This is a genomic window from Mycolicibacterium pyrenivorans, from assembly GCF_025821625.1.
Classification (GTDB): domain Bacteria; phylum Actinomycetota; class Actinomycetes; order Mycobacteriales; family Mycobacteriaceae; genus Mycobacterium; species Mycobacterium pyrenivorans.
Genome location: NZ_JACKSH010000055.1, coordinates 13,154 through 27,454, shown reverse-complemented (window position 1 = coordinate 27,454; position 14,301 = coordinate 13,154). Strand labels below are relative to the sequence as shown.

Genomic DNA, 14,301 nt, shown 5'->3' with positions numbered 1-14,301 from the left:
CGGCGTCTCGGGCGCCGGAACCGCCACCCCGGCCCAGCCGCCACGGCCGTCCGCCGAGCCGACGCGGGCCATGCCCGAGCAGGGCTCCGGCGGCGAGCAGACCACGGCGATTCCGTCACCGCGCGAGCCGCGGACACCGGAGGACGATTCCGCCGAGGCGACGCGGGCCATCCCGACGGCGCGCAAGACCGACGCCGACGCCGCGACCGAGAAGCTCAACACTCGCTCCGAGGACGAACCTCAGCGTCGCGGCGGCAGCGGTGTCAGCGCCCAGGACCTGCTGCGGCGCGAGGGTCGCCTCAAGTAGTCACCTCCCGTGGGTTCCGGCGAACGTGAACCCACGGCTGCGCAATCGTGCGGCGCGACGACCGTGGATGCACGCTCGGCGCGGGGTGTTTACGAACGCTCGGCGTCGACCTCGTCGACCTCGTCGGCCAGCTCGTCGGCATCCGCCTTGACCACCGGCCCCTCGTCGGCTTCCTGCGCTGCCTCCTCGGCGGCAGGGTTGTCGGCCATCAGGACCCGGATGGCGCTGTTGAGGAACGCCAGCGCCGGCACCGCGAGCAGCGCGCCCACGATTCCCGCGAGGACCGCCCCGCCCGCGATCGCCAGGACGATCGCCAGGGGGTGGATGGACACGGCGCGGCCCATCACCAGGGGCTGCAGCACGTGGCCCTCGAGCTGTTGCACGGCGATGATCAGCCCGAGCGTGATCAGCGCGTAGATCCAGCCCTTGGCGATGAGCGCGACGATGACCGCGACGAACCCGGTGACGACCGCGCCGACGAGCGGCACGAAGGCGCCCATGAACACCAGCGAGGCCAACGGCAGCGCCAGCGGCACGCCCATGACGGCCAGGCCAACGCCGATGCCGACCGCATCGACGAGGGCGACGAGGAACGTCGCGCGCACGTACCCGATGAGCGAGCGGAAGCCCGCGCGGCCGGCGTCGCGCACCCGGTCCCGCACGTCCACCGGGAAGACCTTGGTGACGAACCCGAAGATGTTGCGGCCGCCGTGCAGCAGGAAGATCAGGGTGAACAGCACCAGCAGCGCGCCGGTGACGATCTCTGTCACGGTGCCCGCCGTCGACAGCGCCCCGCTGGTCAGCTTCTCCTGGTTGCTGCTCAGCGCCTCGATCGCGGCGTCGCGCGCCTGGTTGATCTGTGCGGGGCTGACGTCCAGCGGCCCGTCGGTCAGCCACGTACCGAGGCCCTCGATGCTGGTCGACACCTGCGCCACCAGCGCGGGCGCACCCTCGATGAACTGCGTGACCACGAAGGCCAGCAACCCGCCGACCAGCGCGAATCCGCTCAACAGCACCAACGCCACCGCACCGCCGCGCGGCGCGCCACGGCGGTCCAGGAAGTCGACCACCGGCATCAGCAGCGCGGCCAGGATCGTCGCCAGCATCACCGGCACGAACAGGATCTCCAGCCGAAAGAACAGCCACAGCAACGCGACGATCGCGGCAAGGATCACCAACAGCCGCCATGCCCACGCGGCGGTCTTGCGGACCAGCGGGCTGACCGCGTCGTCGCCGAGGGGGTCCAGCGACGGAGCGACCGGGGGGCGGGCTGACATTCCGGTAGCGTAACGGCCCCGCCGGCCCGGTCCCCGGATCTGCGGATTCTGCCCGACCACCGCTTACCCTGTAGTGCGTGTCTCACGACGCTTCCGCGAGCGACACCCGGGCGGAGCCCTCCGCCACGGAGCCGCCCGCCCGCGGCAAGTACTGGTGGCTGCGCTGGGTGATCATCGCCGTCGCGGTCATCGTGCTGACCGTCGAAGTGGCTCTGGTGCGCGACCAACTCGCCAAGGCGTGGAAGAGCCTGTACTCGGCGAACTGGGTGTGGCTGGTGGCCGCCGTGGTCGCCGCCATGGCGTCGCTGCACAGCTTCGCCCAGATCCAGCGCACCCTGTTGCGCTCGGCCGGAGTCCATGTGCGCCAATGGCGTTCCGAGGCGGCGTTCTACGCCGGAAACGCCCTGTCCACCACTTTGCCGGGCGGCCCGGTGCTCTCGGCGACGTTCATCTACCGTCAGCAGCGGATGTGGGGCGCGTCGCCCGTCGTGGCCTCCTGGCAGCTGGTGATGTCCGGGGTGCTGCAGGTCATCGGCTTGGCGCTGCTCGGTCTCGGCGGCGCGTTCCTGCTCGGCGCGACCAAGAACCCGCTGTCGCTGATCTTCTCGCTGGGCGGCTTCATCGCGTTGATCCTGTTGGCGCAGGCCGTGGCGTCGCGACCCGAACTCATCGACGGCATCGGGGTGCGGGTGCTGTCGTGGGTGAACTCGGTGCGGGGCAAGCCCAAGGACAGCGGCCTGACGAAGTGGCGGGAAACGCTGTCCCAGTTGGAGTCGGTGCAGTTGGGCCGTCGTGACCTCGGGGTGGCGTTCGGCTGGTCGTTGTTCAACTGGATCGCCGACGTCGGGTGCCTGTTGTTCGCCTGTTACGCCACGGGCTGGCACCCGTCGATCGCGGGTGTGACCGTCGCCTACGCGGCCGCCCGTGCGGTCGGTTCGATCCCGTTGATGCCCGGGGGATTACTGGTCGTCGAGGCGGTCCTGGTGCCCGGCCTGGTGTCCAGTGGGATGTCGCTGGCCTCGGCGATCTCGGCGATGCTGATCTACCGGCTCGTGAGCTGGATCTTCATCTCCGTGATCGGATGGGTGATCTTCTTCTTCATGTTCCGCACCGAGAAGGACATCGACCCCGATGCGAAGAGGACGGGCAGCACGACGGGGGCAGCCGACGAGCCAGCACAGTTCAGCCCCGACCCCGAGGCCCCCCATCACCCCGACGTCTCCCCCGAAGCCGCGCCGGACAAGTCCGGTCCATGACGAAAGGGGTTGTGCTGCATGCAGTTTCGACCGCTCACTGCCACCTTGTCGCTCGCTGCACTGCTGCTGACCGCGGCCTGCAACACCGCCACGGAGACCACGACCGCCGGCACCACGGCCGCTCCCCCCGGCACGGCCACCTCACCGCCGTCGACCCCCGCACCGTCCGGGCCTTCGGTGGCGACCCCGGTGACGGCACGGGTCCTGGCAGCACCCATCCCGGTGCCGGGCACCGACGGCAAGGTGCACCTGGCTTACGAGCTGGCGCTGACCAACACGCTCGCCCAGGAGGTGACGCTCACGTCGGTGGGTGTCCGCGCGGGCGACCGGACGCTGCTCAGCCTGCCCGGTGACCGCCTGGCCTACTGGACCCGCATCGTCGGAAACCCTACGCCGACAACGATACTGGGGCCGGCACAGACCGCCTTCGTATGGCTCGATGTCGCGCTGGCCCCCGATGAGACCGTCCCGGACCAGCTGGTCCACGAGGTCGGCATCTCGGTTCCGCAGCCGATGCCGCCGCTGTTCCCCGCCACCATGACCGAGAGCGTCGCCCCGGTCACGGTGCGCAACCGTGAGCCGATCGTCATCGCCCCTCCGCTGGCCGGACCGAACTGGCTGGACGGCAACAGTTGCTGCGACATGACCCCGCACCGTATGGCGCTGAACCCGATCAGCGGTGAGATCTGGGCTGCCGAGCGGTTCGCGATCGACTACCTCCAACTCGGCCCCGACGGCCGAGTGTTCACCGGCGACAAGGCCGACGTGAGCAGCTACCCCTACTTCGGCGCCGACATCCTGGCGGTCGCCGACGGCCCGGTGGTGGCGACGCTCGACGGGCTGCCCGAACAGGTTCCGGGCACCGCTCCCACCGGACTGCCCCTGGACCAGTACGGCGGAAACCACATCGTGCAGGACCTCGGCGACGGCCACTACGCGTTGTACGCGCACCTGAAGACCGGCACCGTGAAGGTCAAGCCCGGCGACCGGCTGACCACCGGTCAGGTGATCGGCTCCCTGGGCAACAGCGGCAACACCGACGCGCCGCACCTGCATTTCCACGTCATGAGCACGCCCGACCCGCTTCGTGCCGACGGCCTGCCGTTCGTGTTCTCCGCGTTCCGCCTGGACTCGCGTTTGTCGAGCACGGACGACGACCTGCTCGCCGGTGAGCCGGCCGAGCTGGAGCCCGGATTCGCCCCGCGAGACGAAAACAACGTCAGCCCACTGGTTTACGATGTGATGACCTATGCCGACCGATGACCGCCCACCCGCCGGGGCCACGCTGAGAGCGCTCGCCGCCGACGTGGTGTGCTTGGTGGTGTTCGCCACGATCGGACGTCGCAGTCATGCCGAGGGGCTCAGCGTCAGCGGTATCGCCGAGACGGCGTGGCCCTTCGTCACCGGAGCCGGCGTCGGCTGGTTGCTCTCCCGCGGCTGGCGGCGTCCGACGTCGCTGGCCCCCACCGGGGTGGTGGTGTGGGTGTGCACCGTGGCGGTCGCGATGCTGCTGCGCAAGGTCACCTCGCAAGGCACCGCCGCCAGTTTCATCGTGGTCGCCTCGTTGACCACCGCGGCGCTGCTACTCGGGTGGCGGGCCGCGGTAGGGCTGAAGTCGCGTCGACGGAACGCGGCCGCGGCCAATCCGTAGCGCCGGCACCACCTCGCGGTTTCACCCACTCGGCCCACCGGCAATCGTCTAGCGTGCGGTAAACCCCGTAGCTGCAGCCAGTGCCCGGCACCGGAAAGGTGGGTCTCGATGAAGAAGAAGCCAGTCGAAACGACCGAAGAGACCTCGCTGCTGAAGGTCCTCGGCAACTGGGACGTCCTGGCCCTCGGTTTCGGCGCCATGATCGGCTTCGGCTGGGTGGTACTCACCGGGGACTGGATCGGCTCCGCGGGCTCGCTCGGAGCGGTGCTGGCGATGGTCGCAGGCGGTGCGATCATGGCCGTGGTCGGCCTGACGTACGCCGAGCTCACGGCGGCCATGCCCAAGGCCGGAGGCGAGCACAACTTCCTGCTTCGCGGCATGGGCCCCCGGTGGTCGTTCGTCGGCTCGTGGGGCATCGTGGGCGGCTACGTCACCATTGTGGCGTTCGAGGCCGTGGCTCTCCCGAGAACCGCCTTGTACCTCTTTCCTGGCCTCAACCAGGTTCGGTTGTGGGAGGTCGCGGGCAGCGAGGTCTTTCTCACCTGGGCACTGGTCGGTGCGATCGCAGCGGTCGTCATCACCACGGTCAACATCCTCGGTGTCAAGTTCGCGGGCGTGACACAGACGTTCGTCGTCGTGCTGCTGCTGGTCATCGGTTTGATGCTGGTGTTCGGCTCCTTCACCGGCGGCTCGACAGACAACATGGCACCGCTCTTCACCGGCGGCACGGCAGGCTTCTTCGCCGTGCTCGTCGTGGTGCCGTTCCTGTTCGTCGGGTTCGACGTCATCCCGCAGTCCGCGGAGGAGGTGAACATCCCCGCCCGTCAGATCGGACGCCTGGTCGTCATCGCCGTATTCCTCGCCTCCATCTGGTATGTCATGACCATCCTGACGACCTCGGTGGCGATGAGCGCGGACGAGCTGGCCGAGGCGGACATCGCCACCGCGGATGCGTTCGGGGTCCTGTTCGGCAGCGACTTCATGGCGAAGCTCCTGATCGCGGGTGGCATCGCCGGCATCCTCACCTCGTGGAACTCGCTGCTCCTCGGCGCATCGCGACTGATGTACTCGATGGCGCGCTCTGGCATGCTGCCCGCCTGGTTCGGCAAGCTGCACCCGAAGTTCCGCACTCCCGCCAACGCGCTGCTGTTCATCGGCGGTCTCTCGTTCATCGCCCCGTTCCTCGGCGAGGCGATGCTCGTCTGGCTCGTCGACTCCGGCTCGCCCAGCATCGTCATCGCCTACCTGCTGGTGTCCATAGTCTTCCTGATCCTGCGTCGGCGGGAGCCGCAGATGGACCGGCCGCTACGGGTCGGCGGGAAGGGCAAGGGCGGCCTGCTGATCGGCGGCGCCGCCGTGGTGCTCTGCGGCGGGTTGCTGAGTCTCTACCTGCCGGGTATGCCCGCGTTCCTCGACACGCCGCCGTGGCTTCTGTTCGGTGCGTGGTGGGTGCTCGGCGCGTTCTTCCTGCTCCGCATCCCAACGGGTGTCGAGCCGGGCGAAGACGCCGAGCACCGGTTGCTGGCGGCGCTGAAGCAGCGGCGAGCGCCGGTGGACGGCGGCGGGCCCCGGTAGCCGCCGAGCCGGCGGCTACCGGACGTCATCAGTCCGCTGAATCCGGCTGCGGCTCAGGCGATGTCGACATGGTGAGCGTCGCCCTCAGGCCGCCGAGCGGTCCGTCCGACAGCTCGATCATGCCGCCGTGCAGCGCCGCCTGCTGAGCGACCAGCGCCAGACCCAGCCCCGAACCACCCGGCGCGGCGTTGCTCCCCCGGGAGAACCGGCCGAGCACGGCCTGGTGCTCCTCGGCGGGCAGACCGCGGCCGTTGTCGTCGACGACGATCGTCATCACGCCGTCACGGCGGTGGGCGGCCAGCACGATCCGCGTCGCCTCGCCGTGCGTGATCGCGTTGCGCACGAGGTTGTCGACCGCCAACCGCAGTCCGCCGGGCCATCCCATCACGGTGCCGAGGTCGTCGGCGACCTCGATCTCGATCTCGACACCGCGGTTCACCCGCATGTTCTCGCGGGCCACGCGGTCGAGCATGTCGGTCACGTCGATCACCTCGCGGTCCTCGGCCTGCGCCAGCTGACCGGACGCCAGCTGTCCCAGCGCGGTGATGATGCCCTCCACCCGGCGCTGCGCGCGCGACAGGTCGGCGACCACCTCCTCGCGTTCCTCCTCGGGCAGGTCGTGGATGCGCAGGGTGTCCAGGTCGGCACGCATCGCGGTCAGCGGGGTGCGCAACTCGTGGGCGGCGTTGGCCGCGAAATCCTGGGCCGCCTGCAGGGAGTTCGTCGTGGCACGCTGCGCCGCGGCCAACCGGCTCAGCATCGCGCTCATCGCCTCGGAGAGGTCCTCGGCCTCGCGCACCCCGTGCACCGCGGGCATCTCGTCGGCGCCCTTGCCCAGCTGCTTGGTGTGCTCGGTGAGCTTGCGCAGCGGCCGGATCGCCGGGCCTGCGAGCAACCAGCCCAACCCCGCTGCGATGAGCACGGTCACCACACCCACCGCGATGTAGGTCGGCACCCGCGCGCGGTTCAACAGAATGCTGTCCGCGCGGATGCCGATCGACATCAGCACCCCGCCCTGCTGGTCGACCGGGATGGTCCGCACCCGGTACTCGACATCGTTGACCACCACGGTCTCGGTGCCGGGCGGCAGCGGCGGCAACTGGAATCCCCGCTGGAACACGACCTGGCCCGAGGAGCGCGACCGCCCGGTCTGCAGCACGCCCCGGCGCGGATCGGCGATCTGGTCGGGGAACATGCTGGCGTCGACGATCGCGTCGAGCCGCCGATCCAGCTGGGCCGCGTCGTTGCTCGCCAGCACCAGCGAGGTGAGGATGGTGAACGCCGCGACCACCGCCGCCGCCGCTGCCGCCGCGGCGATCGCCACCCGCGTGCGCAGGGAAGCCGACCGGAGAAACCGAGGAACCCGCAGCCGTCTGAGGGATTTCACGAACGCTACGGCTCTTCCCGCAGCACGTACCCGATCCCCCGGACCGTGTGGATCACCCGCGGCAGGCCGTCGCGCTCCAGCTTGCGCCGCAGATACGACACGAACACGTCGGCGACGTTGGTGTCGACGTCGAAGTCGTAGCCCCACACCAGCTCGAGCAGACGTTGCCTGCTCAGCACCACGCCCGCGTTCTCGGCCAGTGCGGCCAGCAGATCGAACTCCCGCTTGGTGAGCTCGACGCGCTCACCCGCCACGAACACCAGCCGGCGCGCGGTGTCGATGGTCAGCGACCCGACCGTCATCGTGTCCGACGTCGGGTCGGAGTGGTGCGCCCGGCGCAGCAACGCGTGCAGCCGGGCGACCAACTCGCCGAGGTCGAAGGGCTTGGTGAGGTAATCGTCGGCGCCCGCCTCCAGGCCCGCGATGCGGTCGTTGACGGTGTCGCGGGCCGACAGCACGCAGATCGGGATGTCGTTGCCCAGCGCCCGCAGCGCCGTCACCACGGCGACGCCGTCGAGTTCCGGCATCTGCACGTCGAGAACCAACGCGTCGTGCGATTCGCTCGACAGCAGCCGAAGCGCCTCTTTACCGTTCGACGCGACCCTGACGTCGAACCCGGAATGCCGCAAGCCTCGGGCGACCGACGTCCGGACATCCGGGTCGTCGTCGACCATCAACACCGTCCGCCCGGCCCCGTCCTGGATGGACAACTCTCCCCCGCGAGCGGGTGTCGCCGCCACCCTGTCGCGCACCAGCCTTACTGGTTGTCGGGAGAGATCATGACGCCGCAGCGGTCCCGCATTTCCACCAGCGGTCGACGGATCTCGGTCAACTCCGCGGCCACCTGCGGATGCTCGGCCATGTAGGCCTCCACATCGGCGTGGATGTCCTCACGCGGGTCGCCGTGCAGGTCGGTGAAGAACGCGTTCACCTCGGGATGGGTGAACAGGTACGCCGACGACGCCGCCGAGACGCCGGCGGCCGTGCCGGAGAAGTCGGCCGCGGTGCAGTTCGGGGGCAGAGGCTGGGCCGACGCCGTGGGCAGGCCACCGAGCACGCCGAACGCCACAGCGCCGCCTACCGCGCCGGCGCCCACCGCGCCGGCCACTGAACGACGGACGGTCTGGGCCGAGAACAACATGGAGGCTCCTTCATCAAGGTTGACAGACCGGAACCGATGTCGATCGCCGGTCACGACCATCTTAGGAAGCTAAGCAGAAGGACCGCCCGGTTTCTTGCCTAGCGGTTAACCAATGGTGAGAAAGTCCGCAGCACGGCTCAGCGTGACGGCGTCACCGGAGTGGCCGACGCCGGTCGCGGGGCAGGCGCGGAATCCACGCCGACGGTCTGCGCCGACGGCACCCGCCCGGCAAGTGCGGGGCTCTGCTGGGCCGCCTGCATCAACCCGAGCACCTGGGGGACGGTGACCGGCAGCTTGCAGCGCCCCGACAGCGAGGCGAGCGGCTGCTGCAACCGCTGCAAATCCCCCGCGACCTGCGGGTTGGCATCCAGGTAGGCCTTCAGCGCCACCGCCGACTGCGGTCCGCCCTGCTGTTGGGAGATGGTCGTGAGCGCCTGATTGGTCTCGGGGTTGGCCTCGAGATAGTTGCCGGTGTGGGTGGCCACCATCGCGACCGTCTTGGCGACCTCGCTGGCCGCGCACGGATCCGGTGCCGCGCTCACCGTCGGTGTTCCGAGACCGGCCCCCACGACAGCTGCGATCCCGCAGGCCGCCGCGGCGGCGAGGCGCGATCGGCGCGCGGTGATTCCGTTGGGCGGATTCATGACGACTCCTCACAGTCTGCAAACGTCCTACGCCCCGCAACGTCGCTGCGAGCGGTAGCAAAGATCCCCGACGCCGAAACTTCTGCCGCACATCCTGCCATCGCGTCGGCTCGGCCGGCCAATCCAACCGGCGATGGCGCAGGCATTAGAGCTGGATAAAGCATCGCTGGCAGGGTTCGCGACGACCGTCGGCGTACAGCGGGCTGCTGTACGCTCTCGCTACGAAAAGCCGGGGAGAAAGTGGGGAGTTCCGATCCAGCAGTTCATGATGCGCATCAGCAGCAACCTGCGCAGATATCGCTGGGCGGTATTCGCTGCCTGGCTGCTGCTGTTGGTGCCGTCGGTGTTTCTCGCCATGAACCAATCCGGCAACCTGACCGGCGGTGGCTTCGAGGTCGAAGGCTCGCAGTCGCTCTACGTTCAGCGAGAACTCGAGGCGCAGTTCCCCGACCAGGGCGCCTCCCCGTTGGCGCTGGTCGCCGCGCCGCGCGCGGACGCGTCCTTCGACGACATGAACGACGCGGTCGCCCACCTGGAACGTCTCGCGGCCGAGGTACCGAGCGTCAAGGTGATGCCGAACCCGCAACAGCCCCCACCGCAACCGGACCGGCCCTACGTCATCACGCTGCAGCTGGACTTCGAGAACACCGGTGCCGTCGACGTCGCCAAACAGCTCCGCCAGAAGGTGGGGATCGACAGCGAAGAGCCCGGCGAGATGGAGAACGGCAAGGTCCGGCTCTACGTCATCGGTCAGGGCGCGCTGGGCGCCGCCGCGACGCTGGCCACCAAGCACGACATCGCCCAGGCCGAGAAGTGGAACCTGCCGATCGTGCTGATCGTGCTGCTCGCCGTGTTCGGTTCGCTGGCGGCGGCCGCCATGCCGCTGCTGCTGGGAATCTGCACCGTCGCCGTGACGATGGGGCTGGTCTACCTGCTGTCGATGTACACGACGATGTCGGTGTTCGTGACCTCGACGGTGTCGATGTTCGGCATCGCGGTGGCCATCGACTATTCGCTGTTCATCCTGATGCGCTATCGCGAGGAACTGCGCGCCGGCCGGGAACCCGAGGACGCCGCCGACGCCGCGATGGCCACCTCCGGCCTGGCCGTGGTGCTGTCCGGACTGACCGTGATCGCCTCGGTCACCGGCATCTATCTGATCAACACCCCGGTGCTGCAGTCGATGGCCACCGGCGCCATCCTCGCCGTGGCGGTCGCCGTGCTGACGTCCACGACGCTCACCCCCGCGGTGCTGGCGACCGTCGGCCGCGCGGCGGCCAAGCGGTCGTCCTACCTCCACTGGGGCCGCGGCGTGGAGGCGACGCAGTCGAGGTTCTGGACCCGCTGGACCGGGTGGGTGATGCGCCGGCCGTGGGTGTCGGCACTGGCCGCGGCGACACTACTTCTGGCTCTGGCGGCGCCGGCGTTCTCGATGATGCTGGGCAACAGCATGCAGCGGCAGTTCGACCCGACCCATGAGGTCCGTGGCGGGGTGAACGCCGCGGCCGAGGCGCTGGGTCCGGGTGCGCTCGGGCCGGTCCGGGTGCTGGTGACCTTCCCCGACGGCAACGCCGCCTCGGCGCCCGCCAAGGAGCCGCTGCTCGAGACGATCCGGGAGAAGATGGCCGAGGCGCCCAACACCGTGTCGGTCACGCCGCCGGTGTTCGGCGAGGACTATCGCAGCGCGCTGCTGTCGGCGGTGCTGTCGGTCGACCCGGAGGACCTCTCGGCCCGCGACACCGTCGACTGGATGCGCCAGCAACTGCCCGCGGTGGCCGACGGAAGCGCGCGCATCAACGTGGGCGGCCCGACCGCGCTGATCAACGACTTCGACGACAAGGTCGCCCAGACGCAGCCTCTGGTGTTCGGGTTCGTCGCGCTGATCGCGTTCGTGATGCTGCTGATCTCGATCCGCTCGGTCTTCCTGGCGCTCAAGGGCGTTCTGATGACGGTGCTGTCGGTGGCCGCCGCCTACGGAAGCCTTGTCGTGGTCTTCCAATGGGGCTGGTTCACCGACCTGGGCCTCAAGCAGATCTCGTCGCTGGACAGCACCATCCCGCCGCTGGTGCTGGCGCTGACGTTCGGCCTGTCGATGGACTACGAGATCTTCCTGCTGACCCGGATCCGGGAGCGTTTCCTGCAGACCGGCAACACCCGTGACGCGGTCGCCTACGGCGTCAGCACCAGCGCACGCACCATCACCAGCGCCGCGCTGATCATGATCGCGGTGTTCATCGGTTTCGCGTTCGCCGGAATGCCGCTGGTGGCCCAGCTCGGCGTGGCCTGCGCGGTGGCGATCGCGGTCGACGCGACGGTGGTCCGGCTGGTGCTCGTTCCCGCGCTGATGGCGATGTTCGACGAATGGAACTGGTGGTTGCCCCGCTGGCTGGACCGCATCCTGCCGTCGGTCGACTTCGAGAAGCCGCTCCCCAAGGCCGACATCGGCGACCTGGTCATCATCCCCGACGACATCTCGGCCCTGGCACCGTCCGGTGCCGATCTGCGGACCGTGGTCAAGTCCGCCGCCAAGTTGAAAACCCTTGCTCCCCAGGCGATCACCGTGGCCGATCCGCTCGCGTTCAGCGGCTGCCAGCCGGTCAAGGTGCTGGGCAGCAGCCGGCTGAAGGACCACGACGACGGGAAGATCACCGTCGCGGTCACCAACCGCGCGCACGGAAAGACCGTCGCGGTCAAGCTACCCAAGCATCCCGTGACCATGTGGCGGGGACGGCTCGACGTGGCCCTCGACGCGCTGGCCGTCGAGGCCGCCGCAGCAGAGACCGCGCACCCCAGCCTGCAGCGCAGCAGCCCCATGGAGACCACCAACGTGTTGCTGCCCACCGGGGATCGGTTGCAGATCCCGACCGGCGCCGAGACGGTGCGTCTCAAGAGTTTTCTGATCATTGCGCGCAACACCACCCGCGACTACACCGACTTGGCCGAACTGGTCGATTCGATGGACGTCCAGACCGCGGCGGAAGTGCTCGCCGGCATGGACCGATACTACTCTGGTCAACCGGCACGCACGCACTGGGTGGCCACCCAGTTGGTCCGCCGGCTGGCGGACCCTCGGCCGTCCGACGGACCCGATGTCACACAGTCGGGGCCGGACGCGGAGACTGAGTGGGCCCACGTCAGGCAGCGCTGCCTGTCCGTTGCAGTGGCAATGCTGGAGGAGACGAGGTGACGGTGACCTCCGAGGTGCGGGGTGCGAACCGCGATGAGTCCTCCGCGCGCAACCAGTCGGCGGCTCCACCGCCTCTCGACCGGCCGGTCGAGTTCTGGCCGACCGCCGCGATCCGTGCGGCGCTGGAGAACGACGACCTCAGCGTGTGGCAGCGCATCGTGGTGGCGATCAAGCGCGACCCGTTCGGCAGAACGGCACGCCAGGTCGAGGAGGTCCTCGAGACCGCCCGGCCGTACGGGGTGTCGCGGGCGATGTCGGAGGTGCTCGTGCGCACCCGCGAACACCTCGAGGCCAACGAATGCGCGGAGGTGGCCAAGCACGTGCACCTGCTGCTGGAGCGCTCGGGTCTGGGCGAGCTGGAGTTCGCGTCGCGCATCGGGGTGCCCGCCGGCGACTTCGTGGCGTACCTGCGCGGCAGCGCCAGTCCCCCGGCGTCGCTGATGATCCGGATGGGCCGGCTGTCCGAACGATTCGCCAAGATGCGCAACCACCGCCCAGGCCCCGCGAAATAGCGTTCCCGGTCGGCGATCGGGCCCCCGATCACGACCCTGTGTTCCCCCTCGCGAACGGGCGGCTATCGGGAGTGGATCGGCGACACGTCCTCGACGACCCAGCGGCCGTCGGTCTTGGACAGCGCCACCCGTAACGCCAGCACGGCAGTCTCCGCCGGCTTGCCGGGCGAGGACTGCGTGCCGCGCATGATCACCGCCACGCTCGCCGCATCCGGGCCGATGGCCTCGACCCCCGCCGACACCGTGCTCGCCTGCGCGGACACCTTCCGGCTCGCCAAATCCTTTGCCACGGCGGCGAATTCGTTCTTGAAACGTTCGGCACTGGCAGCAGACATCATGCCCGTCGCGCGGTCGATCGACGAGGTCGGATTCTGCGGCGTGAACGTCGCCGACGCCTCGGCGACGCTGCTCGCGATTCCGGTCACCTCGGTGCTGTCGTCCCGCAGGGTCCGGTCGGGCAGCGTCCACTGCGTGTAGCCGACGACGACCGCGGCCACCAGCGCGGCGGTCGCGGTCGCGACGACCGCGAGCCGCAGCCCGGGGCCGTCGTCGTCGGTGCCGACGGTGACCGCGTCGCGGCGCGCCAGGACGAAGTCGACGATCACCCCTTGGACCGCGAGCAGGCACAGCACCGAGCACACCGAGACCCACCAGAGCGGCCATCCCAGTGCGACGCCGACGTAGATCAGCGCAGCGATGGCCGCAGCGGGTGCGAGCAGGTCGAAGGCAAGAACGCGCAACCGGTTCCTCATCGGATCGGCTCCAGGCGCGAGATCAGCAGCTTGCCGTCGACGTCGGAGACGTCGAGTCGCAGCGTCCAGCGCACGGTTCGCGGCTCCTCGGTGCCGGCGTTCTCGCTGACCGAGGTCGCGACCACCATCACCGTGTCGGTGCGCGCGCCGAACTCCGACAGCTCCGGCTGGACCGCCGCGCCCGGTGCGCCGGGGTCATCGTGGTGGATGGTCTCCAGCGCCACCGAGTCGATCTGCCCCGTGGTGCGCGCCTTCAGCGTCTGCACGAGCTTGCGGTAGGGCTCGACGGTGGCCTCGAAATCCGAGTTGAGCTGACCGACCGTGCCCTGGTGCAGGGTCGCCAGGTCGGATTCCACGGTGTCGGCGTTCATGTTGATCAGAACCCCCGTCCATTCGGCGGCGGCCTGCAGGACCTGGGTGCGGTAGGTCAACTCGCCCGAGTCGTCGCGGTGCTGCGTCCAGATCAGGGCCGCCAGCGCGACCGCGACGACGGCGACCACCCCGAGCACGGCCGAGGCGACGCCGTAGCCGGAGAAAACGCCGTCACGCTGCGGGTCCTGCTCGTCGTCGGGCATGCGCGTGAGGGTACCCGGGCATTTCTGGAAGGATGTC

At 69.3% G+C, this 14,301-nt stretch carries 14 protein-coding genes; 7 read left to right on the top strand and 7 right to left on the bottom strand.

The window, feature by feature from the left end:
- Positions 1-307: hypothetical protein (locus H7I57_RS08200; protein ID WP_264022902.1), on the top strand; the 307-nt coding region annotated here is incomplete at its 5' end.
- Positions 308-396: 89 nt separating this feature from the next.
- On the opposite strand, the gene H7I57_RS08195 is transcribed toward H7I57_RS08200, so the two are convergent.
- Positions 397-1,584 carry an AI-2E family transporter gene (locus H7I57_RS08195; protein ID WP_264022901.1) on the bottom strand — a complete coding sequence of 396 codons (1,188 nt, stop codon included), beginning with the start codon at positions 1,582-1,584 and terminating at the stop codon, positions 397-399.
- A gap of 77 nt (positions 1,585-1,661) precedes the next feature.
- Here H7I57_RS08195 and H7I57_RS08190 point away from each other — a divergent pair, with 77 nt between their 5' ends.
- The 4 genes from H7I57_RS08190 (at position 1,662) to H7I57_RS08175 (ending at position 6,066) form a co-directional block, all read left to right on the top strand.
- Complete coding sequence (locus H7I57_RS08190) at positions 1,662-2,840, top strand: lysylphosphatidylglycerol synthase transmembrane domain-containing protein (protein WP_264022900.1); 1,179 nt, start codon at positions 1,662-1,664, stop codon at positions 2,838-2,840.
- An 18-nt stretch (positions 2,841-2,858) separates the two neighbouring features.
- Entirely contained in the window at positions 2,859-4,103 is a 1,245-nt protein-coding gene (locus tag H7I57_RS08185) for a M23 family metallopeptidase (RefSeq protein WP_264022899.1), read from the top strand.
- Entirely contained in the window at positions 4,090-4,491 is a 402-nt protein-coding gene (locus H7I57_RS08180; RefSeq protein WP_264022898.1) for a DUF3054 domain-containing protein, read from the top strand. Before H7I57_RS08185 ends, H7I57_RS08180 begins: the two co-directional genes overlap by 14 nt.
- A 108-nt stretch (positions 4,492-4,599) precedes the next feature.
- Positions 4,600-6,066 (top strand): APC family permease, encoded by a 1,467-nt coding sequence (locus H7I57_RS08175; protein ID WP_264022897.1) that lies wholly within the window; start codon positions 4,600-4,602, stop codon positions 6,064-6,066.
- A gap of 28 nt (positions 6,067-6,094) precedes the next feature.
- Here H7I57_RS08175 and H7I57_RS08170 read toward each other — a convergent pair whose 3' ends face one another.
- The 4 genes from H7I57_RS08170 to H7I57_RS08155 form a co-directional block, all read right to left on the bottom strand.
- Positions 6,095-7,435 (bottom strand): sensor histidine kinase, encoded by a 1,341-nt coding sequence (locus tag H7I57_RS08170; protein WP_264022906.1) that lies wholly within the window; start codon positions 7,433-7,435, stop codon positions 6,095-6,097.
- A 23-nt stretch (positions 7,436-7,458) separates the two neighbouring features.
- Positions 7,459-8,205 (bottom strand): response regulator transcription factor, encoded by a 747-nt coding sequence (locus H7I57_RS08165; protein ID WP_308204329.1) that lies wholly within the window; start codon positions 8,203-8,205, stop codon positions 7,459-7,461.
- A gap of 5 nt (positions 8,206-8,210) precedes the next feature.
- A complete protein-coding gene (locus H7I57_RS08160) occupies positions 8,211-8,594 on the bottom strand; it encodes a heme-binding protein (RefSeq protein ID WP_264022895.1) in 384 nt (127 codons plus the stop codon).
- A 137-nt stretch (positions 8,595-8,731) separates the two neighbouring features.
- Positions 8,732-9,238, bottom strand: coding sequence for a hemophore (locus H7I57_RS08155; protein WP_264022894.1), 507 nt, complete (start codon positions 9,236-9,238; stop codon positions 8,732-8,734).
- Between the two features lie 265 nt (positions 9,239-9,503).
- On the opposite strand from H7I57_RS08155, the gene H7I57_RS08150 reads away from it, so the two are divergent.
- Both H7I57_RS08150 and H7I57_RS08145 read left to right on the top strand, forming a co-directional pair.
- A complete protein-coding gene (locus tag H7I57_RS08150; RefSeq protein ID WP_264022893.1) occupies positions 9,504-12,425 on the top strand; it encodes an MMPL family transporter in 2,922 nt (973 codons plus the stop codon).
- Positions 12,422-12,937 carry an XRE family transcriptional regulator gene (locus H7I57_RS08145; protein WP_264022892.1) on the top strand — a complete coding sequence of 172 codons (516 nt, stop codon included), beginning with the start codon at positions 12,422-12,424 and terminating at the stop codon, positions 12,935-12,937. The genes H7I57_RS08150 and H7I57_RS08145 overlap by 4 nt, the downstream gene beginning before the upstream one ends.
- A gap of 62 nt (positions 12,938-12,999) precedes the next feature.
- Here the strand turns inward: H7I57_RS08145 and H7I57_RS08140 are convergent, their stop codons facing one another.
- Positions 13,000-13,689, bottom strand: a complete 690-nt coding sequence (locus H7I57_RS08140; RefSeq protein WP_264022891.1) for a hypothetical protein — start codon at positions 13,687-13,689, stop codon at positions 13,000-13,002.
- Complete coding sequence (locus H7I57_RS08135; RefSeq protein WP_264022889.1) at positions 13,686-14,264, bottom strand: hypothetical protein; 579 nt, start codon at positions 14,262-14,264, stop codon at positions 13,686-13,688. Before H7I57_RS08135 ends, H7I57_RS08140 begins: the two co-directional genes overlap by 4 nt.
- Positions 14,265-14,301 lie beyond the last annotated feature (37 nt).